Below are 26,617 nucleotides of genomic sequence, written 5' to 3'. Positions count from 1 at the left end.
CATGGCTGAGCTGCAATCCCTGGAACAGCTGGGCGGCGCCGTCGCTCCGGCCGCTCCCGAAGCGCCCGTGCATGTCCAGAAGCTGGACAGCCAGGGCCGTGCCTATGCCACCGGCAAGCGCAAGGACGCCATCGCGCGCGTCTGGGTCAAGCCCGGCACCGGCCGCATCATGGTCAACAAGAAGGACTTCACCGAGTACTTCGCTCGTCCGGTGCTGCAGATGATCCTGCGCCAGCCGGTCATGCTGACCAACCGCGACGGCCAGTACGACATCGTCGCCACCGTCACCGGCGGCGGCCTGTCCGGCCAGGCCGGCGCCCTGCGCCACGGCATCTCCAAGGCGCTGACCTATTACGAGCCGGAGCTGCGCGCCATCCTGAAGAAGGAAGGCTTCCTGACCCGCGACAGCCGCGTCGTCGAGCGCAAGAAGTTCGGCAGGCGCAAGGCGCGCCGGAGTTTCCAGTTCTCCAAGCGCTGATCCTTCGGTCTCGGCCGAAATCAAGACCCGCCGGAGCGATCCGGCGGGTTCTTTCGTTGTGACGGGACCGGCAGCGGAGGCGCGAAACGGATTGCCGGGACATCGGAACCCTTAAGGCTTTGCGCATGCAGGGCGATAGCATGCGACAAGGCGACGGTGAAGGACACGCGTGACGAGGATGTCTTCACGCTCTTCGGCAGCGAAGAAGGCTTGATGGAAACGCCGGCGTATCGTCATCTGGTGCGACCAGACGTCTAGAGCCCATCGCGAGGAGCCCCATGTCCCCGATCCGTCCGCGCCCGACCGACGAGGCGATCCACAAGAAGCAGCTGAAGGGCGGCGCCCATGAGCCGACCTATGGCGGCGTGCTGTCCTTCATGCGCCGACGCTACACGCGCGATCTCGCCGGCGTCGACGCCGCGGTCTGGGGCATTCCCTTCGACGCCTCGGTGTCGAACCGTCCCGGCGCCCGCTTCGGCCCGCAGGGCGTGCGCCGCGCCTCGGCGATCTTCGACGGCGACCCGCAATATCCCTTCCACACCGACCCGTTCGAGCATCTCGCCGTGGTCGACTACGGCGACTGCTCCTTCGACTATGGCCGCCACACCGAGATCCCCGGCCAGATCGAGGCCCAGGCGCGCGAGATCCTCGACGCCGGCGTGCATCTGTTTTCCATCGGCGGCGACCATTTCGTCACCTATCCGCTGCTCAGGGCCCATGCCGCCCGTTTCGGGCCGCTGGCGCTGGTCCAGTTCGATGCCCACCAGGACACCTGGAACGACGAGGGCGACCGCATCGACCACGGCACCTTCGTCGGCCGCGCCGTGCGCGAGGGGTTGATCGACCCGTACCGCTCGATCCAGATCGGCATCCGCACCCATGCGCCGGAGACCTGCGGCCTGGAGATCGTCTTCGGCGAGGAGGTGCACGACCTCGGCGTTGCCGGCGTCGTCGCGCGCATCCGCCACCGGGTCGGCGACGCCCCGGCCTACATGACCTTCGACATCGATTGCCTCGACCCCGCCTTTGCGCCCGGTACCGGCACGCCGGTCGCCGGCGGGCTCAGCTCGCGCGAGGCGCTGATGATCCTGCGTCGGCTCGGCACCGTCGGCTTCGTCGGCGGCGACGTGGTCGAGGTCGCGCCGGCCTACGACCACGCCGACATCACCTCGATCGCCGGCGCGACCATCGCCCAGCACTATCTCGGCCTGCTGGCGGAGCGGAAGGGGAAAGCCTAGCGGCGCGTGCCGCCGCGCCGGTTGTCGTTGACCGGCACCTGGGACCAGGCCTTGTACAGTGGGTGGGCGGTCTTCATCGTCTCGTAGAGCCGCACCATGCGGTCGAGGAAGGCGAGCTTGCCGACATAGGTGACGACGAGCCCGGTCGCGGTCGTCAGCAGGTTGGTCTCCGCCGCGCCCCACACGGCGGCGAGGAACCCGGCGCCGGTGACCAGCGACAGCGCCAGCGCCGCCCTGGCCTCGGCCGGCGGGATCGGCACGGCCATCCGGTTCAGCCACACCCGCTCGCCGAAGGTGGCGCGCACGTGCCAGCGGTCGGTGCGCCGGGGCGGCGGGAACAGACGCGGGTTGAGCCACAGCCAGACGGCGACGGCGGCGACCGCCGTGACCGCCCCGGCGGTACCGATCCACACGTGGCTCCAGATCGCCGCGAGGAGGAAGGGCAGGGTGGCGAAACGCGTCCACACGCTCCAGCCGCTGGCGTGGCGCTGCCACACCCGTGCGGTCATGCCGAGCCAGCGCATCTGCGCCGGCGGCGTCACCGCCGGCGCCGGGGCGTCGTGCCTGAGGGGTCGTGCGTTCTGCATGCGGGATCCGCGTTGCGGCCGTCCTCCCTGCGGCGGCCGCTAGGCCCGCATCTTAACGTAAGATCCGGGCGCGTCGCCAAGAATCTTCACCCGGTTGGCGCCGGGCTTGCGCGCCTTGACCCGGGTGTCGTCCTGGGCGCGGATCCATTGGTCCCAGTGCGGCCACCAGGAGCCCGGATGCTCCTGCGCGCGCGCCATCCAGTCCTCCAGCGCGCCCTCCGGCTTGCCGTCGGTCCAGTACTGGTACTTGCCGCGGTCCGGGTGGTTGACCACGCCGGCGATGTGGCCCGAGCCCGACAGCACGTAGTCCACCGGCCCGCCGAAGCACGAGCAGCCGACGAACACCGAGCGCGGCGGCGCGATGTGGTCCTCGCGGGTGGCCAGGTTGTAGACCGGGATGGTCACCTTCTTCAGGTCCAGCGTCTGCCCGGCGATCGCCATCTCGCCCTTGGCCAGCCGGTTATCCAGGTAGCAGTTGCGCAGGTAGAAGGAGTGGTTCGCCGCCGGCATGCGGGTGGAATCGGAATTCCAGTAGAGCAGGTCGAACGGGAACGGCCCCTTGCCCTTCAGGTAGTTGTTGACGACATAGGGCCAGATCAGGTCGTTGGAGCGCAGCAGATTGAAGGCCGCCGCCATCTTGGTGCCGTCCAGGTAACCGCGCTCGGCCATCTTGCGCTCAATGATCGCGATCTGCTCCTCGTCGACGAACACCTTCAGGTCGCCGGCATGGGTGAAGTCGACCTGGGTGGTGAAGAAGGTCGCAGACCTGATCCGCTCGTCGCCGGTCGCCGCCATGTAGGCCAGCGTCACGGCGAGCAGCGTGCCGCCGACGCAGTAGCCGATGGCGTTGACCTCCTCCTGGCGCGTCGCCCGCTTGATCGTGTCGAGCGCGTTGAGGATGCCTTCGCGCATGTAGTGCTCGAAGCTCTTCTGCGCCTGCCGCTCGTCCGGATTGACCCACGAGATCACGAACACCGTGTGGCCCTGGTCGACGGCCCACTTGATGAAGGATTTGTCCGGCGTCAGGTCCAGGATGTAGAATTTGTTGATCCACGGCGGCACGATCAGCAGCGGCCGCTTCAGCACCGTCTCGGTGGTCGGCGTGTACTGGATCAGCTGGCAGACGTCGTTCTCGGCGATCACCTTGCCCGGCGTCAGCGCGAGGTTGCGGCCGACCTCGAAGTGGGTCGGATCGGTCTGGCGGATCTTGATGTCGCCGCGTCCGGCCTTGATGTCCTCGACCAGGAACTGCATGCCGCGCACCAGGTTCTCGCCGTTGGATTCCAGCGTCACCCGCAGCAGTTCCGGATTGGTCAGCACGAAGTTGGACGGCGACAGCGCGTTGGCGATCTGTTTGACGTAGAAATCCGCCTTGTGGCGCGTGTGATCGTCCAGGCTCTCGGCCTCGCTGACCATGTCGGCGGCCCAATTGCTGGTGATCAGGTAGAGCTGCTTGATGAAGTCGAAGAACTGGTTTTCCTTCCAGTCCGGGTCCTCGAAGCGCCGATCGCGCGGCGGCGGCGCCACCGCGGGGTCCGCGGGCTCGCCCATCATGCGCCGCAGCGACGAGTTCCACAGCGTGATGTAGCCCGACCACAGCCGCGACTGGGCCTCGACCGCGCGCTTGGGGTCGGAGATCCAGTATTCGCCGACCTGCGCCAGCGTCTTGACGATGTTGGTCAGTTCGTCGGCGCTGTCCTGCTTGACCTCGCCCTTCTCGCGCGGTTCCAGATAGGCGGCGATGGCCTTGCCGGACTGCTCCAGCACTTTCGCCAGGTTCTGCGCAAAGGCTTCCGGATTGTTGACGATATACTGCAACAGGGGGTTCTGGCGATCCTCGGCCATGTTGGTTGCGTCCCCTCCAGACTTCTTCGTTGGCGCGCGTATGGACCCGTAGCGTCGCACTTTTATGACACAGGTTCTTGCTGCAGGTCGAATGGCAAATCCAGACCGGCGACGACTGGCGCAATGGTTTGCCGCCGTCCCGCGCAATCGTTGCTTGCCCGCTCCCGCCGGGCTGCGACGCAAAAGCCGGTGGCTCTTTTGTCGCGGGTTCTTATATAGTTGCCGGCGGGATCGTTGCCATCGGCCAAGCGCCGCACGGCGCGAAACGGGTCTGCAGGCACGGTGCCGGGCCAAACGCTGAACGAGGCCTTTGGCCGAACGCGGAGCGGGAGCCGCCGCCGAAGGCTGCATCGAAGTCGGGACGAGGGATCTGGACGTGAAGGGACTTGGAGCACTGGCGATCGCCGTGATGCTGGCCGGCTGCGCGCTCGGCCCCGAGGTGCCGCTGCTCGAAGCGCTTGGCGATCCGGCCCTGCAGGCGCAGGCCGGCCAGACGACGTCGGCCCAGACGATGCCTGCCCAGACGATGCCGACCCAGACCACCCCGGCGCGCCCGACACCGGCCGTCGCCGCCACAGTAGCGGGCTCGCCGTCGCCGCTGGCCTTTGCCGAGGCGGTCGGGCAGGGTGGACTGGCGCCTGTCGACGAACGGCAGGACACGCTGATGAACGAGGACGAGCGCGCCGCCGCGCTCGCGCGCCTGCAGGCGCTGTCCGAAAGCCGCCGCGGTGCCGCCGCGCCGGCGGTCAGCGCGACGGCCCGCGACCTGGCCCGCATCGGCGCCACCCACGGCCAGGCGGCCCTGTCGGAGATCGAGGCCGACTAGCCGCCGAAATTTCGGTCTCAATGCTGCCAAAGACTCGTGCGGAATTGCCGCTGGGCTGCTAAAAGGGCGCCAGTCGGCGCCGGGCGGACGAGCATCGGGCGGACGAGCATCAGGCAGACCAACTGACCGACAGACAAGCAGAAGGATCGCGAGGCCCGCGCCATGGAAGACTTTCACAAGACCCGGAGATTGCCGCCCTACGTGTTCGAGCAGGTCAACCGGCTGAAGGCGGCGGCACGGGCACAGGGCGCGGATATCATCGACCTCGGCATGGGCAATCCCGATCTGCCCACGCCGAAGCACATCGTCGACAAGTTGACCGAGGTCATCCAGGACCCGCGCACGCACCGCTATTCCGCCTCCAAGGGCATCGCTGGCCTGCGCCGGGCCCAGGCCAACTACTACGGCCGCCGCTTCGGCGTGAAGCTCAATCCGGACACCCAGGTCGTCGCCACGCTCGGCTCCAAGGAAGGCTTCGCCAACATGGCCCAGGCGATCACCGCGCCGGGCGACGTGGTGCTCAGCCCCAACCCGAGCTACCCGATCCACACCTTCGGCTTCCTGATGGCCGGCGCCGCGATCCGCTCCATCCCGGCCGAGCCCGGACCGGAGGTGTTCCGCGCGCTGGAGCGGGCGGTCATCCATTCGGTACCGAAGCCGATCGCGGTCATCATGTGCTATCCGGCCAACCCGACCGCCTATTGCGCCGACATCGACTTCTACAAGGACGTCGTCGCCTTCGCGCGCAAGCACGAGATCTTCATCCTCTCCGATCTCGCCTATTCGGAGATCTATTTCGGCGACACGCCGCCGCCGTCCATGCTCCAGGTGCCGGGCGCGATGGAAGTGACAGCCGAATTCACGTCGCTGTCGAAGACCTTCTCCATGCCCGGCTGGCGCATGGGCTTTGCGGTCGGCAACGAGCGGCTGATCGCGGCGCTGACCCGCGTCAAGTCCTACCTCGACTACGGTGCCTTCACGCCGATCCAGGTCGCCGCCACCGCCGCGCTCAATGGTCCCGACGACTGCATCGCCGCCACCCGCGCCGTGTACAAGCGCCGCCGCGACGTGCTGGTCGAGTCTTTCGGCAAGGCCGGCTGGGCCATTCCGGCGCCGGAGGCGAGCATGTTCGCCTGGGCGCCGATTCCGGACAAGTTTAAGGCGCTGGGCAGCCTCGAGTTTTCCAAGCTGCTGCTTGAGAAGGCTGAGATTGCCGTCTCTCCCGGCATCGGCTTCGGCGAGTATGGCGACGACTACGTCCGCATCGGCCTGGTGGAAAACGAGCAGCGCTTGCGCCAGGCCGCACGCAACCTGCGTCGCTTCCTTGAAAGCGCGGACGAAACGTTGCACAACGTGGTCCCGATCGGCGCGTCGCGCTGATGACTCGCAATTGGATTCCATGAAGTATGGCTGCTGCTTTGAGACTTGGTGTGGCGGGCCTTGGCACGGTCGGCGCCTCCGTCGTCCGACTCCTCGCCAGGCATGGGGAGGCCCTTGCGCGCAAGTGCGGCCGGGGGCTTGAGGTCCGCGCCGTCTGCGCGCGCGATCCCTCGCGCGACCGCGGCATCGACCTGAGCGGGACGACCTGGTACGCCGATCCGGCCGAGATGGCGCGTGCCTCCGACATCGACGTCGTCGTCGAACTGATCGGCGGCGACAGCGGACCGGCTGAGGCCTGCGTGCGTGTGGCGCTGTCGAGCGGCAAGCATGTCGTCACCGCCAACAAGGCGCTGCTCGCCCGCCATGGCGTCGAGCTCGCCGCTCTCGCCGAGAAGAACGGCGTCTGCCTCAACTACGAGGCGGCGGTCGCCGGCGGCATTCCGATCGTCAAGACCCTGCGCGAGGCCATGGCCGGCAACGCGGTCAGCCGCGTCTACGGCATCCTGAACGGCACCTGCAACTACATCCTGACCCGGATGGAGAAGGACGACCTGTCCTTCGCCGAGTGCCTCGCCGATGCCCAGCGTTTGGGCTATGCGGAGGCCGATCCGACCTTCGACATCGAGGGCAACGACACCGCCCACAAGCTGGCGATCCTGACCAGCCTGGCCTTCGGCTGCAAGATCAGCGCCGAAGACGTCTATCTCGAAGGCATCACCTCGATCACCACCGCCGACATCGAGGCGGCGGACGAGCTCGGCTACCGCATCAAGCTGCTCGGCGTCGCCCAGAAGACCGACAGCGGCATCGAGCAGCGTGTCCATCCGACCATGGTGCCCAAGTCCTCCGCCATCGCCCGCATCGACGGCGTGCTGAACGCGGTCGCCGTCGACGGCGACTTCGTCGGCGAGGTGGTGCTGGTCGGGCCCGGGGCAGGAGGCAATGCCACAGCCTCTTCCGTCGTTTCCGACCTTGCCGACATCGCTCGCGGCGACGTCGCGCCGGTGCTCGGCACGCCGGCGACGGATCTGGTCGACTACGCCCGCGCCGGCATGCGCCTGCACGAGGGCGGCTACTACATCCGCCTGTCGGTCTATGATCGCCCGGGCGCCTTCGCGACCATCGCGCGCTGCATGGCGGACGCGGACATTTCGCTGGAATCCATCGTCCAGCGCCGGCGCGCGGCCCGCGGCGACGCGCCCGGCGCCTCGACGCCAGCCGATCCGCAGCCGGTCATCCTGATCACCTATGAAACCACGGAAGCTGCGGTCAAGCAGGCGCTGGAGGCGGTCGTCTCCAAGGGCGTCGTCGCGGACGCGCCGCAGATGATCCGTATCGAGAAACTGGCCTAGACGCATCCCGCCCGGATGCCCAATGATCTGATCGGGGGATTTCGATGTCCAAGAAGCAAGCCGCGCCCTCCAGCGCCCTTGACCGCATTCTCACGCTGGAACTGGCCCGCGTCACCGAGCGCGCGGCCGTCGCGGCGGCTCGCCTGCGCGGCCACGGCGACGAGATGGCGGCCGACCAGGCAGCCGTCGACGCCATGCGCCGCGAACTCAACCGCCTGCCGATCGACGGCACCGTGGTGATCGGCGAAGGCGAGCGTGACGAGGCCCCGATGCTCTATATCGGCGAAAGCGTCGGCACCAAGCAGGGCGCCAAGGTCGACATCGCCCTCGATCCGCTCGAGGGCACCACGATCTGCGCCAAGAACCTGCCCAACTCGCTCGCCGTCATCGCCATGGCGCCGGCCGGCGGTCTGCTCAACGCGCCTGACAGCTACATGGAAAAGATCGCCATCGGCCCGGGCTATCCGGCCGGAACTGTCGATCTCGACGCGCCGATCGCCGAGAACATGGCCAATGTCGCGAAGGCCAAAGGCGTCAAGATCTCCGAGATCACCGCCTGCGTGCTCGACCGGCCGCGCCACGCGCGCCTGATCGAGGACATCCGCGCCACCGGCGCCGCCATCCGCCTGATCGGCGACGGCGACGTCGCCGGCGTCATCCACACGACCGATCCCGAGGAGACCGGCATCGACCTTTACGCCGGCATCGGCGGCGCGCCCGAGGGCGTGCTGGCTGCGGCTGCGCTGCGCTGCATCGGCGGTCAGATGCAGGGCCGGCTGGTGATCACCCGCGAGGAGCAGGTCGAGCGCGCCCACCGCATGGGCATTTCCGACATCAAGCGCAAGTACACGCTGGAGGAGATGGCCTGCGAGGACGTCCTGTTCGCCGCCACCGGCGTCACCGACGGCAACTTCCTGCAGGGCGTGCGCTTCGGCCGCAGCCACATCACCACCCACACGGTCGTGATGCGCTCCTCCACGGGCACGGTACGCTACATCAAGGCGCAGCACACCCAGATAGAGAAGTTCCATCTCGACTAGGACATCATGCCGGTGACGACGCCCGAGCCGGCGGCCGGCCCGCAGGAGACAGGGTCATGAGCGGACCGGAGACCGCCCGTCCGGTCTTGGGCGTGACCCGCTCCGCCTCCGGCCAGGTCTGGCGCGAGCGCCAGACGCCGGCCCAGGGCCTCGCCGCTCTCGCCATCGCCCAGCGGCTCGACCTTCCCGACGTGCTCGCGCGCGTGCTCGCCGCGCGCGACGTCACCGCTGCCGACGCCGAAGGCTTCCTCGATCCGACCCTCAAGGCCCTGATGCCCGATCCGTCGCGCCTGGTCGACATGGACCGGGCCGTCGCCCGCGTCGCCGATGCGGTCGAGGCCGGTACGCGGATCGCCATCTTCGGCGACTACGACGTCGACGGCGCCACCTCTTCGGCCGTGCTGGCGCGCTACCTGCGCCGCCTCGGCCTCGACCCGGCGATCCACATCCCCGACCGCATCATCGAGGGTTACGGACCCAACGGCCCGGCCATTGAGGCGCTGCGCGCCGCAGGCGCCGGCCTGCTGGTCACCGTCGACTGCGGCAGCACCTCCTTCGAGGCCTTCGACGTTGCTCGCCGTCTCGGCCTCGACGTCGTCGTCATCGACCACCACCAGTGCGGCGTCGAACTGCCCGCCGTATCCGCCCTGGTCAATCCGAACCGCCAGGACGACCTGTCGGGGCAGGGGCATCTGGCCGCCGTCGGCGTCACCTTCCTGTTCCTGGTCGGCCTCAACCGCGAACTGCGCCGGCGCGGTACGTTCCGGCGCGGCGGCGAGCCGGATCTGCTTGGCCTGCTCGATCTCGTCGCGCTCGGCACGGTCTGCGACGTGGTGCCGCTCAAGGGCCTCAACCGCGCCTATGTCGCCAAGGGCCTGATCGCCATGCACGGTCGCCTCAACCCGGGCCTCGCAAGCCTCGCCGACGTCGCCCGCGTCGGCGGCAAGCCGGCCGCCTATCACCTCGGCTTCCTGCTCGGCCCGCGCATCAACGCCGGCGGGCGCATCGGCGACGCCGCCCTCGGCGCCCGCCTGCTCACCTGCGACGACCCGCAGGAGGCGCGCGGCCTTGCCGAGACCCTCGACCGGCTCAACGCCGAGCGCCAGGCGATGGAGGCGGTCATGCTGGAGGAGGGCGACGCCCAGGCCGTGGTCCAGATCGACACGCACGATCCGGCCGTGCTGGTCACCGGCTCGCCCGGCTGGCACCCCGGCATTGTCGGCCTGATCGCCTCGCGGCTGAAGGAGGCCCACCGCCGGCCGGCCTTCGCCATCGCCTATGACGAGACCGGCAAGGGCACCGGCTCGGGCCGGTCTATCTCCGGCGTCGACCTCGGCCGTGCCGTGCGCCGCGCGGTCGACGAGGGTCTGCTGGAAAAGGGCGGCGGCCACGCCATGGCCGCCGGCCTGACCGTGCGCAGGGAGCGTGAGGCCGACCTCGTCGCCTACTTCAACGAGACCCTGAAGGACGACGTCGAAGTGGCGAGCGCGACTCGCGAATTGAAGATCGACGCGGCCCTGACGGCGGCCGGCGCGACGCTCGAGCTGATGAGCCTGCTCGACAAGGCCGGCCCCTACGGCGCCGGCCATCCCGAGCCCGTGTTCGTGTTCCCGGCGCATCGCATTTCCTATGCCGACGTGGTCGGCAAGGGCCATGTCCGGGCCACCATCGCCGCCCCCGACGGCTCCAGCCTCAAGGGCATCTCGTTCAAGGCCGCCGAACGCCCGCACGGCGAGGCGTTGCTCGCCGCCCGCGGCCGGCCGATGCACGTCGCCGGCAGCCTGTCGGTCGATACCTGGCAGGGCGCCCCGCGCGTCCAGCTGCGCATCCTCGACGTCGCCGATCCGCAGAAGAGCCGCATCTGACGCGGCGTCGCGGGCCGCCGTCGACCTCGGCAATTGTGCTTAATCGCCGTTAACCTTTCGGCAACCGCCGGCACCTATGCTGGTTGCGGCTGAAGGAATCGGCGGGGCACCCCATGAACGCTCAGGACGAGCTGAAGACGCTGTTCGCGGACCTGGATCTGGCGACCGACCGGGCGCTCGCCGGTCTCAACCGGGTGCGCGCCGACGCACTCGCCGACCGTCCCGCCTTGCCCTGGATCGGCATTCCCTTCCTCGCCGAGCTCGGCCTCTATTCCGCCTTCGTCGCGCTTCTTGCGCGCATGGCCGGCGACCGCCTCGGCTGAGCGGCCCTTTACGCCCCGGCGAAAATCGTCCATTCAACCCGGACCGGCCCTGCGCCGGTTCTTGTCGTTCCTGACCGGCGCCAGGCCGGTCCGTGTCGTTTCAAGCCCTGCGGTGCGCCATGACCGATTTCCCGATCGCCCTGTGGTCCATGAACCTCGGCTTCGCGCCTGCAAGCCCGGAGGCCTTCGTCGCCCGCGTCGAGGCGCGCATGGCCGAGGCCGCGCAGGCCGGCGCCCGCCTGCTGATGCTGCCCGAATATGCCGTCGAGTCCTGCCTTGCCTTCAAGCCCGCGGGCCTGCCCGAGACCGGCGAGATCGCCTTTCTCGCCGGTGTCGCCGAGACGCTGGTGCCGGCGCTCGCCGCGCTGCCGGCGAAACACGGCCTGTCGCTGCTCGCCGGCTCCATGCCCTGGCGCGTGGAGGCGGGCGGCCGGGCCGGCTTCGTCAACCGCGCCTTCCTGTTCGCCGCCGACGGCCGCACCCTCGTCCACGACAAGCTGTCGCTCACTCCGGCCGAACAGGATGACGACGCCTGGCGGCTGCAGCCGGGTTCGACGCTGACCGTGTTCGAGCTGGAAGGCCTGCGTATGGCCATGCTGATCTGCCTTGACGTCGAGATGCCGGCGCTGTCCTGCCTGCTGGCAAAGGAGAATCTTGACCTGCTGCTGGTGCCCTCGATGACCGAGATGCGCTCCGGCTTTCACCGCGTCTACGACTGCGCCAAGGCGCGCGCCGTCGAGCTGATGACCACTGTCGCCGTTTGCGGCTGCGTCGGTGCGGCGAAGGGCACCACCCAGAACCCGACCAACGTCTCCGGTGCGGCGCTGTTCACCCCCTGCGAACCCGAGCTCGACTTCGACGGGCGCCCCGTCTTTCTGCCGCCGACCGGCGGCGAGGCCGGCGAGGAGCCCTTCGTCGTCGTCCGCCTGCCGGTCGACGCGGTGCGCGCGCTCAAGGCCGGCGGTGCCGAGGTCTGGCCCGGCGCCTGGACCGCCGACCACGTCCGCGTCGCGCGGGTCTGACCGGCGGCGGTCTCCTCGGCAGGTCGAGCAGGGCCGGGGAACACAGCGTTCACCGCATGGCGGCCAATGCCGGCTTCCGGGTTCGCGCGGGAATCCCTAAGGTCTGGGCGCTGCCCGCGACGCTTCGCCGGGCCATCGTGAACGAGCGGAGATCCTGATGACCACTGCCCTCGAACTCGGCCTCGACACCTTCGGCGACGTCACGGTGGACGACGCCGGCGTCCCGCTGCACGAGGGCCGGGTGCTGCGCGATGTCGTCGAGCAGGCGGTCGCCGCCGACGCGCTTGGCGTCGACTTCATCGGCCTGGGCGAACATCACCGCGCCGACTTCGCCATTTCCGCACCGGAGATCGTGCTCGCCCACATCGCCGCGAAGACGATGCGCATCAAGCTCGGCACCTCGGTGACGGTGCTGTCCTCCGACGACCCGATCCGCGTCTTCCAGCGCTTTTCGACGCTGAATGCACTGTCGAACGGCCGCGCCGAGGTGACGCTCGGCCGCGGGTCCTTCACCGAGAGCTTCCCGCTGTTCGGCTTCGACCTCAACCAGTACGAGACCCTGTTCGAGGAAAAGCTCGACCTGTTCTCTGTGCTGCTCGCCAGCGAGGAGGTTACCTGGCAGGGCAGCCTGCGCCCGCCGCTGAGGAACCAGAAGGTGTTCCCGCGCCTCGGTCCCGACGGCCTGACCTGCTGGATCGGCGTCGGAGGCAGTCCGCAGTCGGTGGTCCGTGCCGTTCACTACGACATGCGCATGATGCTGGCGATCATCGGCGGCGACCCGGCCCGCTTCCGCCCCTATGTCGACCTCTACCACAAGGCCTGCGCTCAGATGGGCCGTCCGGTACGCCCGCTCGGCGTCCATTCGCCAGGCCACCTGGCGGCGACCGACGAGGAGGCGCTCGACCAGCTCTGGCCGCATTACAAGGCGTTCCACGACCGCCTGGCGCGCGAGCGCGGCTGGTCACCGATGGATCGTGACGGCTTCGTCGCCGAAGCCCGCCACGGCGCGCTCTATTGCGGTTCGCCGGAGACCGTCGCGGCCAGGATCGCCCGCACCGCCAGGACCCTCGGCCTTTCCCGCTTCGACCTCAAATACGCCACCGGCACCATGCCCCATGCCCGGCTGATGGCGAGCATCGAACTCTACGGCACGCGGGTCATCCCGCTGGTGCGCGAGATGATGGAAGGCTCCTAAAGCATATTCTTGCCGATCAAGCGGTTCCGCTTGATCGGCAAGCACCTAGGAGGCGCCGGCTAGGCGCTGGCGCGGCTCTGCGAAGAGATGCGTGCCCGTATCGTCCGGAAGTTCGGAAAGAAACGCCGAGAGGCGTTCGGGATCGACTTCGTGCACATCAACATGTAGGCCCGATCGGCAAGCACGATCGAGAACGCCCGAGCGGGATAACTGTCGCGCCGTGACCGCCACGAGATCCCGCTCCGCCTCGTCGTCGTCGACGAGCGGCGGCCGCAGGAAGGTGATGAGGGCAACCCGAAACTCTGCTTGTCCGTCTGCAGTATCGATCAGCGTCGGCAGGCGGCTCAGGTCCGAAGGTTTCAGGGTTCTGAGATTGAGGGCCATTGAGTTTCGCCAGTTCTGTCTGGGTCGGGCCGATATGGAAGCTCCGGCCGTTATATGTAGTAGACGTCGAAAACGAGCCCATAGTTCCCGAACCGGGCTGCGACGTTGTCCAGATGTTCCTTTCGCCGATCCGGCGAGGTGCCGTAGCGTCCGGAGCTGTTGCTCAGCACCCAGCCCTTTTCGCCGAAAAGCGGATCATAGACGATCTCCCCGCCGATGCGAGCGTGTTTGGCGCTGTTCTCGAGCAAGGACGGATGGCCGAGCTTGCGATGCGTCGAGGCCAGCGGCACGGCACGCGGGGCGGGAAACTCGCTTCGACCGGTCTCCAGGTTCAACGCCTCTTCCATGGCAAACCATATGTCGCCATCTTCGTCCATGAGCCACAATATAATCAGCGTATTGTGGTTAAAAGCAGGTAAACTCAACCCGGATATTGCGGTTCTCATGTAGTTGAGGAGAAGGATTGCTGTCTTGTCGTTGAGCTTTTGTCTGCTCTCCGGAAAGCTCAACGCCTCATGCCAGCCTATCCGCCCAGGCGGAAAGGCCGCGCCAAACACGTCGTCCAGTAACACTTTGCCGCCCCCGTTCCCCATGCACGCAAAGTACGTCTCTTTCGTGAGATCGTCTGTTTTCTTACCTTATAGGCGTATTCTTAGGAACGGCAACCGGAAGAATGTTGGTTGCTCCTTCACCCGCCCCATAGCCAGGCCGCGCCGCGCACGCCCGAGCTGTCGCCATGCCGCGCCCTGCGGATCGGCACCGAATAGGCGTCGGAGAAGATGTAGGGCGCCATGGCTGCGGGCAGGTCTTGGTAGAGTTCGTCGACGTTCGACAGGCCGCCGCCGAGCACGAACACGTCCGGGTCGATCAGGTTGGCGGCCATCGCCATGGCGCGGCCGAGGCGCGACACGTAGCGCCGATAGGAGGCGGAGGCCTCGGGATTGCCGGCGCGCATCGCCGCGACGATGTCGTGGCCAGACAGGCGCTCGCCGGTCGCCCGCTCGTGGTCGATCTGCAGCCCGGTGCCCGAGCACCAGCGGTCGATGGTGCCCCTGTGGCCGGTCCAGCACTCCGGGCCGGGGAATTCCTCGGCGCTCATCCACGGCACCGGGATGTTGCCCCATTCGCCGGCGATGCCGTTGGCGCCGCGGTGCGCCCGGCCGTTGATCGCGATGCCCGAGCCGCAGCCCGTGCCGATGATGATCGCATGGACGATCGCCGCGCCTGCGCCGGCGCCGTCCGTCGCCTCGGAGACCGCCAGGCAGTTGGCGTCGTTCTCGATGCGCACGGGCCGGCCGAGCCGTTCCTCCAGGTCCCGGTCGAGCGGCTTGCCGTTCATCCAGGTCGAATTGGCGTTCTTGACCAGCCCGGTGGCGGGCGAGATCGAGCCGGGAATGCCGAGGCCGAGCGTGCCGGTCCGCCCGGTCGCCGCTTCCGCCCGCGCGACCAGGCCGGCGACCGCCTCGATGCAGGCGGCATAGTCGTCGCGTGGCGTCGCGATCCGCTCGCGGTGAAGTTCAGCCCCCGCGGCGTCGAGCGCGACGATCTCCATCTTGGTGCCGCCCCAGTCGATGCCGAGCCGCATCGCTCAGTCCCGCCGCACGGGCAGTTCGAAGGCCGGTCCGGCATCGGGGTCGAGGTCGTCCGGCTGGCGGCCGTAGCTTCTGAACTTCCTCAGGATTTCCGCCATCTCCGCCGCGTCGAGGACGGTCGGCTCGCCCACCGAGAGCGCCGACAGATACTGGTCGGAAAGTTCCTCGACGCCTTCCGCGATCGACAGTGCCTTCGCCAGGCTCGCCCCGCAGGCGATCTGGCCGTGGTTGGCGAGCAGGCAGGCGTTGCGCGCTCCGAGCGCGGCGAGCATCGCCTCCGACAGTGCCCGGGTGCCGAAGGTGGCGTAGGCGGCGCAGTCGATGCGATCGCCGCCGGCGAGCGCCACCATGTAGTGGAAGGCCGGAATGCCGCGCCGCAGGCACGACAGCGCGGTGGCCCGCGGCGAATGGCAGTGCACCACCGCGCCGGCCTCCGGCTTGGCCAGGTAGATGTCCAGATGCATGCGCCATTCCGACGAGGGCAGCGTGTCGCCCCGGTAGCCGCCGTCGAGGTCCATGGCGACGATGAGATCGACCGTCAGAGCGGCATAGGGAATGCCCGACGGGGTGATCAGCAGGCCGTTGGACGTGCGCACGCTGACGTTGCCCGAGGTGCCTCTGGTCAGCCCGCGCTCGGGCAGCGCCCGCGCGGTCGCTATCACCGCTTCGCGCAGGGCCGTGCTGTCTGGCGGGAAACCCGGTGCCGTCATGCTGTTGTCTCCTTGCCGCCCGGGGCGCGATCCGCCCGCCGCCTCGTCCTTGGGCATGTAAGCGGCGGTGCCGCGCCTTGGCAAGCGCCGGCTCCGGCACCGGGCGGGCGTCGCGCCGCAGGCCCGGGTCGTGATCGTCTGTGCGAACGATTGCTTACGCATAATCCCGCCATTGCCGGCTGTTCCGATCCGGCCTAACAAGAAAGCCATGCTGACCTTTCTCGCTGCCGTCTTCATCCTGCTGATCACCCCCGGACCCGGGGTGCTGTCGACTGCCGGGGTCGGTGCCGGCTTCGGCTTCAGCCCCGGCCTGCGCTACGTCGCCGGCCTGTGGCTGGGCACCAATCTGGTCGTGCTGGCGGTGATCACCGGCATGGTGGCGCTGGCCCTGTCGATGCCGGTGATGCGCGTCGTCCTGCTCGTCGCCTCGGCTGCCTACCTGCTCTACATGGCGGCCAGGATCGCGTTCTCCGGCCGCCGGGTCGCCTTCATCCACGCCGAGCGCCCGCCCGGCTTTGCCGGCGGCCTGCTGCTGCAGATCGTCAATCCCAAGGCCTATGTGGTCGTGACGACTCTGTTTTCCGGCTTCGCCTTCCTGCATGACGATCTCCTCGTCGAAACGGTCCTGAAGTTCGTCATGATCAACGGCGTCTGGATCCCCGTCCATCTCCTGTGGCTCGGCGCCGGGGTCGGGCTGCACCGGCTGGACCTGTCGCCGAAGGCCCATTCGATCGTCAACGCGACCATGGCGATGGCGATGCTGGCGGTGGTCGTGCTCGCGGTCCTGGCCCCGCGCTAGGTTCGGCCAGTCTCCGGCCAGTCTCCGGCCAGTCTCCGGCCAGTCTCCAGCGCATCTCCGGCGGGTTTTGGGGCATTCTTAGCAGACGATTGGATTAGGCCGATAAATGCCAATAAAATCAATAAATATCAATACTTTAACAGATTTTTATCAACCCGAAGCCAATGCTCGGGCTAGGGTAGGGGCATCGCCGGCGAGGCCCATTTGTGGGGGATAAGGCGGGCATGAACCCGGCTCAGCCGGCCTGCGCGACGCGTTTCAGCCGCGTGAAGCTCATCGAGATGTGCGAGCGCCGGATATGGCCAGCCGCCTCCAGGTCGCCCAGTTCGGCGGCCGCCAGGATGTCGGCGATCTCGCGCGAGAACACCTCGACTTCCGCCGCTGTATCCATTTTAGGCAGATATTTCAGCCAGATACGCGAAGTCTGATAGAACAGTCGCTCGGAGATGTCGCGCAGCGGCGCATTGTCGGTGAGCCGCATCACGGCGTGGAAGAAGTCGATGTTGAGTTCGGCGAAGGCGCGCGGGCGCGGATCGGCGGCCAGATCGCGGCTGCGCCGGTGCAGCGCGCGCAGCCGCTCGAGCGTCTCGGCGTTCGGCGGCACCGGGGATAACCGGCCGATGAGCTCGTTGAGTTCCATCCGCAACTGGTAGACCTGCGCCAGCGCATCCAGGTCGACATCCGTCACGATCGTGCCAACCCCTTGGATTGATTGAAGAAGTCCGTCAGATTCGAGCCGCGCCAGAACCTTCCTCAGCGGTGTCCTGCTGACCCCGAATTCCGCCGCGAGTCCCTCCTCGCCAAGCCGCATGCCCGGGGGATAATCCAGCAGGCAGATGCGTCGGCGCAGGATCTCGTAGAGCCGTTCGAAGCGCTCGCGGGCAGGCCCGCCGCGTTTCTCCCGGCGGGGGATAAGGGTATCGCTATTCACCATCGGCCCGTTCACGCTTCAAGGTGCCGGCCGAGCCGGGAGAGCATGGCCAGGCACGCCTCGAGCTGGTCGACGGCGAGATATTCGTCCGGCTTGTGTGCCTGTTCGATCGAGCCCGGCCCGCACACCACCACCGACAGGCCGAGCCCCTGGTAGAGGCCGGCTTCCGTGCCGAACGGCACGACGTCGAAGCTGTTGGCGCCGGTCAGCGACGCGACCAGATCGCGCGCCGGGTTGTCCGACCGGGCGTCGAGCGCCTCGACTTCGCCGATGACGGTCGTCTCGATGCCGGCGTCGGCGGCGACGGCGCGCATGCGCGGCAGCAGGTCGCGCGCGCAATAGGCGGCGAGCGCGGCCTTGACGAACGTGGCGTCGGCCTCCTGAACGGGTCGGATCTCCCAGTCGATCTCGCAATGACGAGGAATGACGTTGCGCGCCGTGCCGCCGCCGATGCGCCCGACCTGCACCGTCGTCCAGGGCGGATGGAACCGCGATCCGGCCGGCGCGCGCGCCTTAAGATCCTCGCCGATCTCCATCAGGCGCGAGATGAACTTCGCCGCATAGGTGATTGCATTGACTCCGCTATCCGGGTCCGAGCCATGGCCGTCGAGGCCGCTGAAACGGGTCGTGTATTCATAGCTGCCCTTGTGGCCCTCGATGATGCGCATCATCGTCGGCTCGCCGATGATGGCCATCGACGGCAGCATCTCGTGGCCGGCAAGGTCGGCGACCAACTGACGCGCCCCGAAGCAGCCGACCTCCTCGTCGTAGGTGAGGGCCAGATGCACCGGGTGCCTCAGGTCGAGGGCGGCGTAGCGCGGCGCCATCGCCAGCATGGCGGCCAGGAACCCCTTCATGTCGCAGCTGCCCCGGCCGTAGAGCCGACCACCCGCCTCGCGCAGCGTGAACGGATCGGAAGTCCAATCGTCGCCGGCCGGCACCACGTCGGTATGGGCGGCCAGCACGACGCCGCCGGCCGTCTCCGGCCCGAGGCTGGCGTAGAGATTGGCCTTCTGGCCGGTCTCGTCGCGCGTCAGCGCCAGTCGAGCGCCGCAGGCCGACAGCCGCTCGCCGGCATAGGCGATCAGGTCGAGGTTGCTGTCCGTCGACACGGTCGGGAAGGCGATCAGGTCGGCGAGGATGGCCTTGGTTTCGTCGAGCACCGTCATAGCCGGTCAGGCCTATCGTTTGACGATCAGCTGGCGCGGGCGGTCGCACAGGCATTCCGCCGGCCCGTGCTCTTGTATCAGGATGCTCTCGGTGATCTCCAGTCCCCAGTTATCCATCCACAGCCCGGGCATAAAGTGGAAGGTCATGCCCGGCTCCAGCACGGTCTCGTCGCCGTCGCGGATCGAGATCGTCCGCTCGCCCCAGTCCGGGGGATAGGACAGGCCGATCGGATAGCCGGCGCGCGCCCCGGCGCGGTCGATGCCCGCCCTTTCCAGCGGTCCCGCCAGCGCCCTTGCCACATCCTGCGCCCTGTTCCCCGCCCGCGCGGCCTCGAGGCCGAGTCCCAGTCCCTCGACCAGGGCGGATTCGGCGTCCCTGAGGTATTGCGGCGGCTCGCCGAGGAACACGGTGCGGCAGAAGGGGGCGTGGTAGCGGCGGTAGCAGCCGGATATTTCGAAGAAGGTCGCCTCGCCGGCGGCGAGCGGGCGGCCGTCCCAGGTCAGGTGGGGGGCAGCCGCGTCGGCGCCGCTCGGCAGCAGCGGCACGATCGCCGGGTAATCCCCCCAGTCCTCGCCGACGCCGCGGATGGCGTCGGCATAGATATCCGCCACTAGGTCGACCTTGCGCAGGCCCGGCTCGGCGCGCTCGACGATGCCGTCGATGACCTTCTCCGAGATGCGTGCCGCCTTGCGCATGAAGGCGATCTCCTCCGCCGACTTGACCGCCCGCTGCCAGTTCACGAGCGCCGTCGCATCGACGAAGGAGGCCTCCGGCATCTCGGCCTGCAGCGTCAGGTAAGCCTTTGCCGAGAAATAATAATTCTCGAGCTCAACACCGATGCGGTCGGACCCGTAGCCGCGCTCGCGCAAGAGTGCTGCGAGCGTCTGCATCGGGTGGCGCACGGTCGACTGGACATAGTGGTCGGCATAGGCGGCGACCCGCTCGTCGCCCATCCAGACGGTGCGCAGCGCGCCGTTGGCATCCTGGGAGCGGCCCCACCAGAGCGGGTCCTCGTCGTGAAAGACGATCACCCCCTGATGCACGTAGAACGACCAGCCGTCGTAACCGGTTATCCACGCCATGTTGGAGGGATCCTCGACGAACAGGACGTGGATATCCCGCTCCGCCATGGCCTTGCGGACCTTGGCCAGACGACGGGCGTATTCGGCGCGGCTGAAGGGCAGGAACTTGGCGGGCATGGAACCTCCAGCGGTAAAATCCGGATTGATGTGTACAATAGTACGCAAAGACACGCGTTGAAAGCGGGAAAATTACCGAATTCTGTTGACATGGTCCGTCAAAAGGATTTGCCTGTACACAAATGGTAAGATCCGGTGCCGTGGCGGCGAGCGTCCCGAGACTGCCCGGATCGAGTCCGGAAACCGTCCGACTTTCCGCCGGAGTCATGCCGAAACCCTGCCGGAAAACTGCCGGAGAACTGCCGGCCGCCCGTCGTCCGGCCCGGCCGCGGGCCGGAAGAGGCCAGGAAAGGTCAGCGATGCTGAAAAACGATCAACTCGACGCCTGGGACCGGGCGTACTTCCTCCACCCGTCGACCCACCTTGCCCAGCACGCCCGCGGCGAGAGCCCGAACCGGATCGTCGCCGGCGGGTCGGGTGTGTTCATCGAGGATCGCGACGGCAACCGGCTGCTCGATGCCTTCGCCGGTCTCTACTGCGTCAACGTCGGCTACGGGCGGACCGAGATCGCCGAGGCGATCGCCGCCCAGGCGCGCGAACTCGCCTACTACCACGCCTATGTCGGCCACGGCACCGAAGCCTCGATCACGCTGGCCAAGATGGTGCTGGAGCGCGCGCCGAAGACCATGTCCAAGGTCTATTTCGGCCTCGGCGGGTCGGATGCCAACGAGACCAACATCAAGCTGGTCTGGTACTACAACAACATCCTCGGCCGGCCGCGGAAGAAGAAGATCATCTCGCGCTGGCGCGGCTATCACGGCTCCGGGCTGATGACCGGCTCGCTGACCGGCCTGGAGCTGTTCCACAGGAAGTTCGACCTGCCGTTCGACACGGTGCTGCACACGCTGGCGCCGGACTATTTCCGCCGCGCCGACCTCGCCCTGAGCGAGGCCGAGTTCGTCGCCCTGTGCGCGGCGGAACTGGAGGCGCTGATCGAGCGGGAAGGGGCCGACACCGTCGCCGCCTTCATCGGCGAACCGGTGTTGGGCACCGGCGGCATCGTGCCGCCGCCCGCCGGCTACTGGGCGGCGATTCAGCCGATCCTGAAGAAACACGACATTCTTTTCATTGCCGATGAAGTGGTGACCGGCTTCGGCCGGCTCGGCTCGATGTTCGGCTCGGCGCATTACGACCTGGAGCCGGACTTCATCACCATCGCCAAGGGCCTGACCTCGGCCTATGCGCCGCTGTCGGGCTCGATCGTCTCGGAGCGTGTGTGGAAGGTACTGGAGCGCGGCACCGACGAGACCGGACCGATCGGCCACGGCTGGACCTATTCCGCCCATCCGATCGGCGCCGCGGCCGGCGTCGCCAACCTCGAGCTGATCGACAGGCTCGGCCTGGTGCGCAACGCCGCCGAAACCGGCGCGTACCTGCGCAAGGCGGTCGTCGAGGCGCTCGGGCGCCATCCCAACGTCGGCGACATCCGCGGCGAGGGCATGCTGTGCGCGGTCGAGTTCGTCGAGACGCGCGACGGCCGCCGCTTCTTCGATCCGGCGCGCAAGATCGGGCCCCAGGTGGCGGCCGCGCTGCTGAGGCGCGGGGTGATCGGCCGGGCGATGCCGCAGGGCGACATCCTCGGCTTTGCGCCGCCGCTGTGCCTGTCCAGGGCGGAGGCCGAGCGGATCGCCGAAGCCACGGCGGATGCCGTTGCCGAAGTATTGGGCAACGGCTGAACGAGGTCGTTTTCAGGGCGTTCGATGCCGCATCCGCGCCCGGACCGGCGTCGGCGTCCTAGCTAAAGTACGGCGGGATCAGGTCGATGGTGCCGGCCCCTGCGCCGCGATCGCAGCGGCAAGACCCCGAGAATCCGGTTGCGGATTGCCCGGGCAGGGCGTTTGCGCAGTAATACTGAACCTCGCTCCGCCGCACCGCAAATTATCCAGGCGCCGTTGACCAAAAAACATTCAAAAAGAACAGGTTTCCCCCTTTCGCTCGCTGTCGAATTTTGCTTTCCTTAAGCGTCCGCCGCCGGAGCATCGGCCATGTGACGGCGGCAGTTTCGTCGGGATACTGAGTTATAGTGTTCCGGCCAAAACGAAAACGAAAACAAAGACGAAAACTCGGGGAACATATGGCGAGCAGCAGGGGCGCGTCCGTCCGTTACGAGAATGTCCAGAAAAGCTACGACGGCGAAACGCTGGTCGTCAAAAATCTGAACCTGGACATCCCTCCGGGAGAGTTCCTGACCATGCTCGGACCCTCCGGATCCGGGAAAACCACCTGCCTGATGATGCTTGCCGGGTTCGAGCCGGCGACCCACGGCGAGATCTTCCTCAACGACCGGCCGATCAACAACGTGCCGCCGCACAAGCGCGGCATCGGTATGGTGTTCCAGAACTACGCGCTGTTTCCCCACATGACCGTGGCGGAAAACCTCGCCTTTCCCTTGCAGGTGCGCAGGATCGGCAAGGCCGAGCAGGAGGCCAAGGTCAAGCGGGCGCTGGAAATGGTCGAACTCGGCGGTTTCGGCGCGCGCCGGCCGGCGCAACTGTCCGGCGGCCAGCAGCAGCGCGTCGCCGTGGCCCGCGCGCTGGTGTTCGATCCCGAACTGGTGCTGATGGACGAGCCGCTTGGTGCGCTCGACAAGCAGCTGCGCGAGCAGATGCAGTACGAGATCAAGCACATCCACGAGAATCTGGGCGTCACGGTGGTCTACGTCACGCACGACCAGACCGAGGCGCTGACCATGTCCGACCGTGTCGCGGTGTTCAACGACGGTGTCATCCAGCAGCTGTCCTCGCCCGACGTGCTCTATGAGGATCCCCAGAATTCCTTCGTCGCCCAGTTCATCGGCGAGAACAACAAGCTCAACGGCACGGTCGTCGCGGTGAACGGCAGCTCCTGCGAGGTCGAGCTCGGCGACGGCACGCGGCTGAAGGCCGACAAGGTCAATGTCGGCGGGGTCGGCGACCGCACGACGCTGTCGCTGCGCCCCGAACGGGTCGAGTTCGAACCCGACAAGCCGATGGACAACATGCTGCAGGGCCGCATCGAGGAACTGATCTACCTGGGCGACCACATCCGCGTGCGCATGACCGTGTGTGGCAACGACGCGTTCATCGTCAAGGTGCGCAACCGGGGCGAGCGGCGCAAGCTGGAAGAGGGGGCGACCGTGCCGATCGGCTGGTCGCTGAAGGATTGCAAGGCACTCGATGCCGTTGCGTAATGGGTGCGGGCGAAACCGTCCGTGAAATCGACCGGCCCGACCGGTCAACACCTGAAAAAGGGGAGCAGTCATGAAAATCGTGAAAACACTTCTGGCCTCGGCGGCGATGGCGGCGACGGCCACCTCCGCCTTCGCGGTCGACCTGACGATCGTGTCCTGGGGCGGAGCCTATTCCGCGTCGCAGAACAACGCCTACCACAAGCCCTTCATGGAGATGAGGAAGGACGTCACCATCATCAACGACGAGTCGTCCAACGAGGCGGTCGCCAAGCTGCGCGCGATGAGCGAGGCGGGCAACATCACCTGGGACATCGTCGACGTGGAAGGCCCGGACAGCCAGCGGCTGTGCGACGAGGGCCTGGCCATGGAGATCGACTTCGACGAGTGGCTGGCGCCGGCCCCGGACGGCTCGCCGGCGACCAAGGACTTCGGCGACAGCCTGATCAATGCCTGCTTCATCCCGCAGATCGTGTTCTCGACCACCTTCGGCTACCGCACCGACGTGGCGGCCTGGAACGGCGCTACGCCGACCAGCCTGTGCGACATCTTCGACCTGGAGAAGTTCCCCGGCAAGCGCAGCCTGGAGAAGCGGCCGAAGAAGAACGTCGAGTGGGCGCTGCTGTGCGACGGGGTCACCAAGGACGAACTCTATGACGTGCTGTCCACGCCGGCGGGCGTCGAGCGCGCGCTCGCCAAGCTCGACACCATCAAGAAGGACGTCATCTGGTGGTCGGCCGGCGCCGAGACGCCGCAGCGGCTCGCCGATGGCGAAGCCGTGATCGGCTCGACCTACAACGGCCGCCTGTTCTCCGTCATCGTCGAGCAGAAGCAGCCGGTTGCCATGCTGTGGGACTGGCAGGTGTTCGACTTCGACGGCTGGATCATCCCGGCCGGCGTGTCCGAGGACAAGCTGCCGCTGATCAAGGAATACATCCGGTTCGCCACCGACACCCAGCGGCTCGCCGACCAGGCCAAGTTCATCTCCTACGGCCCGGCCCGCGCCTCGTCGCAGCCGCTGGTCGGCCAGCACGCCGAACTCGGCATCGACATGGCGCCGCACATGCCGACCAACCCGGCCAACCAGACCAACTACCTGGTCAACAACATCGAATGGTGGGCTGACCACCAGGACGACGTTGAGGCGACGTTCCAGGCCTGGCTGGCCAGGTAAGCCTACCGGTTTGCGGGCGGGGCCGCGTGGCCCCGCCCGGGACTTCAGTCGCCAACTGTCAGCCGTTGCTGTCCGGAAGAAGCCGTTCCATGACCCAGACCCACGCGCCGGTGCTGACCCAGGACGGAAGGCCGCTCAAGGCGAGCCTCGCTCGCGCCCTGCGCCGCGACAAGCTGCGCGCCTTCCTGCTGATCGCCCCGCTGCTCGCCTTCGTCCTGCTGACCTTCGCCGCGCCGATCGCCGACATGCTGTTCCGCTCGGTGGAGAACGGCATCGTCGCCGACACGCTGCCGCGGACGGTGGCTGCCCTGGAGGGCTGGGAGCCGGCCACCGGCGAACTGCCCGACGAGCCGGTCTATGCCGCGCTGGTCGAAGACCTGAAGGAGGCGGTGGCGGCCAAGACCCACACCCGCCTCGGCACGCGGCTAAACTACGAACTGTCGGGCATGTCGAGCCTGTTCCGCAAGGCGGGCCGCTCCGTCCAGAAGATCGAGGGCGACGACGTCAAGGCCCAGATGATCGCGGAGGATGCGGGCTGGGGCGACATCCAGGTGTGGAGCACCGTCAAGCGCCTGTCGCCGCGCTACACGCCGAGCTATTTCCTCGCCGCCGTCGACGCCAAGCAGACCGAGGCGGGCGTCGCGTTCCTGCCCGAGCGCGAACGCATCTACCTGATGCTGTTCGGACGCACCCTGTCGATGAGCATCGTCATCACGCTCGCCTGCCTGGTGCTCGGCTATCCGGTCGCCTTCCTGCTCGCGCATCTGCCGCTGAGGACGTCGAACCTGCTGATGATCCTGGTGCTGCTGCCGTTCTGGACCAGCCTGCTGGTGCGCACCTCGGCCTGGAAGGTGCTGCTGCAGCAGCAGGGCGTGATCAACGACATCCTGGTGTGGATCGGCCTGATCGGCGACAACGCGCGCCTGGTCATGATGAACAACCAGACCGGCACCATCATCGCCATGACGCATATCCTGCTGCCGTTCATGATCCTGCCGCTCTATTCGGTGATGAAGACCATCTCGCCGTCCTACGTGCGCGCGGCCAAGAGCCTCGGCGCAAACGACTGGACTGCGTTCTGGCGGGTCTACTTCCCGCAGTCCGTGCCCGGCATCGGCGCCGGCGCGGTGCTCGTCTTCATCCTCGCCATCGGCTACTACATCACGCCGGAACTGGTCGGCGGCACGTCGGGCATCTTCATCTCCAACCGGATCGCCTTCCACATCTCCAGCTCGCTCAACTGGGGCCTGGCCGCGGCCCTCGGCACGCTGCTGCTGCTGGCGGTGATGATCCTGTTCGTCGTCTACGACAAGATCGTGGGCATCGACAACGTCAAGCTGGGCTAGCCATGACCAACCTGCCTCCCTACGCTTCGACCGGCCAGCGGCTGTGGCACTACGGCTTCCTCGCCATCTGCGTGGCGATCTTCTTCTTCCTGATCTTCCCGATCCTGGTGATCGTGCCGCTCAGCTTCAACGCGGAGGACTTCTTCACCTTCACCCGCAAGATGCTGGCGCTCGACCCCGACGGCTATTCCTTCAAGCACTACAGGGACTTCTTCACCAATCCGGACTGGCAGCAGGCGCTCACCAACTCGTTCCTGATCGCGCCGGTGGCGACCCTTCTGGCGACCGGGCTCGGCACCGTGGCGGCGGTCGGCCTGTCGCAGAGCCATGTGCCCTATCGTGGGGCGATCATGGCGATCCTGATCTCGCCGATGATCGTGCCGCTGATCATCTCCGCCGCCGGCATGTATTTCTTCTATTCGCGCATCGGCCTGCAGGGCACCTACTGGGGCGTCGTGCTCGCCCATGCCGTGCTCGGCACGCCCTTCGTCATCATCACCGTGACGGCGACGCTGGTCGGCTTCGACAGGAGCCTGGTGCGCGCGGCTGCCAGCATGGGCGCCAATCCGCTGACCACCTTCTTCAAGGTGCAGATGCCGCTGATCCTGCCGGGCGTGGTGTCGGGCGCGCTGTTCGCCTTCATCACCTCCTTCGACGAGGTCGTGGTGGTGCTGTTCCTCGGCTCGGCGGCGCAAAAGACGCTGCCTTGGCAGATGTTCACCGGCCTGCGCGAGCAGATCTCGCCGACCATCCTGGCGGTCGCCTCGATCATGGTGGCGCTGTCGATCCTGCTGCTGAGCGTGCTGGAGCTGCTGCGCCGCCGCTCGGAGCGGCTGCGCGGCATGACGCCGGGCTGAGCGGGGAGGGGACCAAGACCACGGCGCGCGCGAGCGCGCGGGCAAGACAACGCGACATCCGTTGCTCCCGCAAGGGCCCGGGGCGGTACGCCAGTTTCCGGGCGGCGGCGACAGGGCCGATCCGGCAGCGGGGATCGC

General features: G+C 67.5%; 25 protein-coding genes. 16 read left to right on the top strand and 9 right to left on the bottom strand.

Going from position 1 to position 26,617, the window contains the following annotated elements; all coding sequences use genetic code 11:
• Position 1: 1 nt before the first annotated feature.
• Both rpsI and speB read left to right on the top strand, forming a co-directional pair.
• Complete coding sequence (rpsI, locus tag SL003B_RS13440) at positions 2-478, top strand: 30S ribosomal protein S9 (protein WP_013653402.1); 477 nt, start codon at positions 2-4, stop codon at positions 476-478.
• Positions 479-756: 278 nt separating this feature from the next.
• A complete protein-coding gene (gene speB / locus SL003B_RS13435) occupies positions 757-1,716 on the top strand; it encodes an agmatinase (RefSeq protein ID WP_013653401.1) in 960 nt (319 codons plus the stop codon).
• On the opposite strand, the gene SL003B_RS13430 is transcribed toward speB, so the two are convergent.
• Both SL003B_RS13430 and SL003B_RS13425 read right to left on the bottom strand, forming a co-directional pair.
• Positions 1,713-2,303 (bottom strand): DUF6653 family protein, encoded by a 591-nt coding sequence (locus SL003B_RS13430; RefSeq protein WP_083812092.1) that lies wholly within the window; start codon positions 2,301-2,303, stop codon positions 1,713-1,715. The two genes, speB and SL003B_RS13430, sit on opposite strands and share 4 nt — an antisense overlap.
• Positions 2,304-2,342: 39 nt before the next feature.
• Complete coding sequence (locus SL003B_RS13425; protein ID WP_013653399.1) at positions 2,343-4,148, bottom strand: PHA/PHB synthase family protein; 1,806 nt, start codon at positions 4,146-4,148, stop codon at positions 2,343-2,345.
• Positions 4,149-4,524: 376 nt separating this feature from the next.
• Between SL003B_RS13425 and SL003B_RS23560 the strand changes: the two genes are divergently transcribed.
• The 8 genes from SL003B_RS23560 (at position 4,525) to SL003B_RS13385 (ending at position 13,151) form a co-directional block, all read left to right on the top strand.
• The gene (locus SL003B_RS23560) at positions 4,525-4,974 is read left to right on the top strand and encodes a hypothetical protein (protein WP_013653398.1); all 450 of its coding nucleotides are present in this window, start codon (positions 4,525-4,527) and stop codon (positions 4,972-4,974) included.
• A 162-nt stretch (positions 4,975-5,136) separates the two neighbouring features.
• Positions 5,137-6,354, top strand: a complete 1,218-nt coding sequence (locus SL003B_RS13415; RefSeq protein ID WP_013653397.1) for an LL-diaminopimelate aminotransferase — start codon at positions 5,137-5,139, stop codon at positions 6,352-6,354.
• A 26-nt stretch (positions 6,355-6,380) separates the two neighbouring features.
• Entirely contained in the window at positions 6,381-7,706 is a 1,326-nt protein-coding gene (locus SL003B_RS13410; protein WP_041375537.1) for a homoserine dehydrogenase, read from the top strand.
• Positions 7,707-7,750: 44 nt separating this feature from the next.
• Positions 7,751-8,746, top strand: coding sequence for a class II fructose-bisphosphatase (glpX, locus tag SL003B_RS13405; protein WP_013653395.1), 996 nt, complete (start codon positions 7,751-7,753; stop codon positions 8,744-8,746).
• 56 nt (positions 8,747-8,802) lie between these two features.
• Positions 8,803-10,611: a single-stranded-DNA-specific exonuclease RecJ gene (gene recJ, locus SL003B_RS13400; protein ID WP_013653394.1), complete on the top strand. Its 1,809-nt coding sequence runs from the start codon at positions 8,803-8,805 to the stop codon at positions 10,609-10,611.
• Positions 10,612-10,724: 113 nt separating this feature from the next.
• Positions 10,725-10,934 carry a hypothetical protein gene (locus SL003B_RS13395; protein ID WP_041375536.1) on the top strand — a complete coding sequence of 70 codons (210 nt, stop codon included), beginning with the start codon at positions 10,725-10,727 and terminating at the stop codon, positions 10,932-10,934.
• Positions 10,935-11,053: 119 nt separating this feature from the next.
• Positions 11,054-11,956 carry a nitrilase-related carbon-nitrogen hydrolase gene (locus SL003B_RS13390; RefSeq protein ID WP_013653393.1) on the top strand — a complete coding sequence of 301 codons (903 nt, stop codon included), beginning with the start codon at positions 11,054-11,056 and terminating at the stop codon, positions 11,954-11,956.
• Positions 11,957-12,113: 157 nt separating this feature from the next.
• Positions 12,114-13,151: an LLM class flavin-dependent oxidoreductase gene (locus SL003B_RS13385; RefSeq protein ID WP_013653392.1), complete on the top strand. Its 1,038-nt coding sequence runs from the start codon at positions 12,114-12,116 to the stop codon at positions 13,149-13,151.
• A gap of 45 nt (positions 13,152-13,196) precedes the next feature.
• On the opposite strand, the gene SL003B_RS13380 is transcribed toward SL003B_RS13385, so the two are convergent.
• The 4 genes from SL003B_RS13380 to SL003B_RS13365 all read right to left on the bottom strand — a co-directional run bounded on the left by SL003B_RS13380 (position 13,197) and on the right by SL003B_RS13365 (position 15,837).
• Positions 13,197-13,535: a hypothetical protein gene (locus SL003B_RS13380; RefSeq protein ID WP_013653391.1), complete on the bottom strand. Its 339-nt coding sequence runs from the start codon at positions 13,533-13,535 to the stop codon at positions 13,197-13,199.
• Positions 13,536-13,585: 50 nt separating this feature from the next.
• Positions 13,586-14,107 (bottom strand): hypothetical protein, encoded by a 522-nt coding sequence (locus SL003B_RS23385; RefSeq protein ID WP_148259311.1) that lies wholly within the window; start codon positions 14,105-14,107, stop codon positions 13,586-13,588.
• 116 nt (positions 14,108-14,223) lie between these two features.
• Positions 14,224-15,120: an ROK family protein gene (locus SL003B_RS13370; RefSeq protein ID WP_013653389.1), complete on the bottom strand. Its 897-nt coding sequence runs from the start codon at positions 15,118-15,120 to the stop codon at positions 14,224-14,226.
• Positions 15,121-15,123: 3 nt separating this feature from the next.
• Positions 15,124-15,837, bottom strand: coding sequence for a class II aldolase/adducin family protein (locus SL003B_RS13365; protein ID WP_013653388.1), 714 nt, complete (start codon positions 15,835-15,837; stop codon positions 15,124-15,126).
• 208 nt (positions 15,838-16,045) lie between these two features.
• Here SL003B_RS13365 and SL003B_RS13360 point away from each other — a divergent pair, with 208 nt between their 5' ends.
• Positions 16,046-16,636 (top strand): LysE family translocator, encoded by a 591-nt coding sequence (locus tag SL003B_RS13360; RefSeq protein ID WP_013653387.1) that lies wholly within the window; start codon positions 16,046-16,048, stop codon positions 16,634-16,636.
• A 235-nt stretch (positions 16,637-16,871) separates the two neighbouring features.
• Here SL003B_RS13360 and SL003B_RS13355 read toward each other — a convergent pair whose 3' ends face one another.
• The 3 genes from SL003B_RS13355 to SL003B_RS13345 are packed head-to-tail and all read right to left on the bottom strand — an operon-like array spanning position 16,872 to position 19,936.
• Complete coding sequence (locus SL003B_RS13355) at positions 16,872-17,570, bottom strand: GntR family transcriptional regulator (protein WP_013653386.1); 699 nt, start codon at positions 17,568-17,570, stop codon at positions 16,872-16,874.
• 8 nt (positions 17,571-17,578) lie between these two features.
• Entirely contained in the window at positions 17,579-18,736 is a 1,158-nt protein-coding gene (gene argE, locus SL003B_RS13350) for an acetylornithine deacetylase (RefSeq protein WP_013653385.1), read from the bottom strand.
• A gap of 12 nt (positions 18,737-18,748) precedes the next feature.
• Positions 18,749-19,936, bottom strand: coding sequence for a M24 family metallopeptidase (locus SL003B_RS13345; protein WP_013653384.1), 1,188 nt, complete (start codon positions 19,934-19,936; stop codon positions 18,749-18,751).
• 299 nt (positions 19,937-20,235) lie between these two features.
• On the opposite strand from SL003B_RS13345, the gene SL003B_RS13340 reads away from it, so the two are divergent.
• The 5 genes from SL003B_RS13340 (at position 20,236) to SL003B_RS13320 (ending at position 26,479) form a co-directional block, all read left to right on the top strand.
• Positions 20,236-21,612, top strand: a complete 1,377-nt coding sequence (locus SL003B_RS13340) for an aspartate aminotransferase family protein (protein ID WP_013653383.1) — start codon at positions 20,236-20,238, stop codon at positions 21,610-21,612.
• 398 nt (positions 21,613-22,010) lie between these two features.
• Positions 22,011-23,105, top strand: a complete 1,095-nt coding sequence (locus SL003B_RS13335) for an ABC transporter ATP-binding protein (RefSeq protein WP_013653382.1) — start codon at positions 22,011-22,013, stop codon at positions 23,103-23,105.
• Positions 23,106-23,175: 70 nt separating this feature from the next.
• Entirely contained in the window at positions 23,176-24,276 is a 1,101-nt protein-coding gene (locus SL003B_RS13330; RefSeq protein WP_013653381.1) for an extracellular solute-binding protein, read from the top strand.
• An 89-nt stretch (positions 24,277-24,365) separates the two neighbouring features.
• Complete coding sequence (locus SL003B_RS13325) at positions 24,366-25,622, top strand: ABC transporter permease (protein WP_013653380.1); 1,257 nt, start codon at positions 24,366-24,368, stop codon at positions 25,620-25,622.
• A 2-nt stretch (positions 25,623-25,624) separates the two neighbouring features.
• Positions 25,625-26,479 (top strand): ABC transporter permease, encoded by an 855-nt coding sequence (locus SL003B_RS13320; RefSeq protein ID WP_013653379.1) that lies wholly within the window; start codon positions 25,625-25,627, stop codon positions 26,477-26,479.
• The last annotated feature ends 138 nt before the right edge of the window (positions 26,480-26,617 follow it).

This window comes from Polymorphum gilvum SL003B-26A1, from assembly GCF_000192745.1.
GTDB lineage: Bacteria > Pseudomonadota > Alphaproteobacteria > Rhizobiales > Stappiaceae > Polymorphum > Polymorphum gilvum.
The sequence above is the reverse complement of the archived record's forward strand: the minus strand, read 5'-3'. Positions and strand labels throughout refer to the sequence as shown.

Bases quoted from the DNA above. Each gene is read 5' to 3' on its own strand.
- rpsI (WP_013653402.1), top strand. From the start codon at position 2: ATGGCTGAGCTGCAATCCCTGGAACAGCTGGGCGGCGCCGTCGCTCCG.
- speB (WP_013653401.1), top strand. From the start codon at position 757: ATGTCCCCGATCCGTCCGCGCCCGACCGACGAGGCGATCCACAAGAAG.
- SL003B_RS13430 (WP_083812092.1), bottom strand. From the start codon at position 2,303: ATGCAGAACGCACGACCCCTCAGGCACGACGCCCCGGCGCCGGCGGTG.
- SL003B_RS13425 (WP_013653399.1), bottom strand. From the start codon at position 4,148: ATGGCCGAGGATCGCCAGAACCCCCTGTTGCAGTATATCGTCAACAAT.
- SL003B_RS13415 (WP_013653397.1), top strand. From the start codon at position 5,137: ATGGAAGACTTTCACAAGACCCGGAGATTGCCGCCCTACGTGTTCGAG.
- SL003B_RS13410 (WP_041375537.1), top strand. From the start codon at position 6,381: ATGGCTGCTGCTTTGAGACTTGGTGTGGCGGGCCTTGGCACGGTCGGC.
- glpX (WP_013653395.1), top strand. From the start codon at position 7,751: ATGTCCAAGAAGCAAGCCGCGCCCTCCAGCGCCCTTGACCGCATTCTC.
- recJ (WP_013653394.1), top strand. From the start codon at position 8,803: ATGAGCGGACCGGAGACCGCCCGTCCGGTCTTGGGCGTGACCCGCTCC.
- SL003B_RS13395 (WP_041375536.1), top strand. From the start codon at position 10,725: ATGAACGCTCAGGACGAGCTGAAGACGCTGTTCGCGGACCTGGATCTG.
- SL003B_RS13390 (WP_013653393.1), top strand. From the start codon at position 11,054: ATGACCGATTTCCCGATCGCCCTGTGGTCCATGAACCTCGGCTTCGCG.
- SL003B_RS13385 (WP_013653392.1), top strand. From the start codon at position 12,114: ATGACCACTGCCCTCGAACTCGGCCTCGACACCTTCGGCGACGTCACG.
- SL003B_RS13380 (WP_013653391.1), bottom strand. From the start codon at position 13,535: ATGGCCCTCAATCTCAGAACCCTGAAACCTTCGGACCTGAGCCGCCTG.
- SL003B_RS13370 (WP_013653389.1), bottom strand. From the start codon at position 15,120: ATGCGGCTCGGCATCGACTGGGGCGGCACCAAGATGGAGATCGTCGCG.
- SL003B_RS13365 (WP_013653388.1), bottom strand. From the start codon at position 15,837: ATGACGGCACCGGGTTTCCCGCCAGACAGCACGGCCCTGCGCGAAGCG.
- SL003B_RS13360 (WP_013653387.1), top strand. From the start codon at position 16,046: ATGCTGACCTTTCTCGCTGCCGTCTTCATCCTGCTGATCACCCCCGGA.
- SL003B_RS13355 (WP_013653386.1), bottom strand. From the start codon at position 17,570: ATGGTGAATAGCGATACCCTTATCCCCCGCCGGGAGAAACGCGGCGGG.
- argE (WP_013653385.1), bottom strand. From the start codon at position 18,736: ATGACGGTGCTCGACGAAACCAAGGCCATCCTCGCCGACCTGATCGCC.
- SL003B_RS13345 (WP_013653384.1), bottom strand. From the start codon at position 19,936: ATGCCCGCCAAGTTCCTGCCCTTCAGCCGCGCCGAATACGCCCGTCGT.
- SL003B_RS13340 (WP_013653383.1), top strand. From the start codon at position 20,236: ATGCTGAAAAACGATCAACTCGACGCCTGGGACCGGGCGTACTTCCTC.
- SL003B_RS13335 (WP_013653382.1), top strand. From the start codon at position 22,011: ATGGCGAGCAGCAGGGGCGCGTCCGTCCGTTACGAGAATGTCCAGAAA.
- SL003B_RS13330 (WP_013653381.1), top strand. From the start codon at position 23,176: ATGAAAATCGTGAAAACACTTCTGGCCTCGGCGGCGATGGCGGCGACG.
- SL003B_RS13325 (WP_013653380.1), top strand. From the start codon at position 24,366: ATGACCCAGACCCACGCGCCGGTGCTGACCCAGGACGGAAGGCCGCTC.
- SL003B_RS13320 (WP_013653379.1), top strand. From the start codon at position 25,625: ATGACCAACCTGCCTCCCTACGCTTCGACCGGCCAGCGGCTGTGGCAC.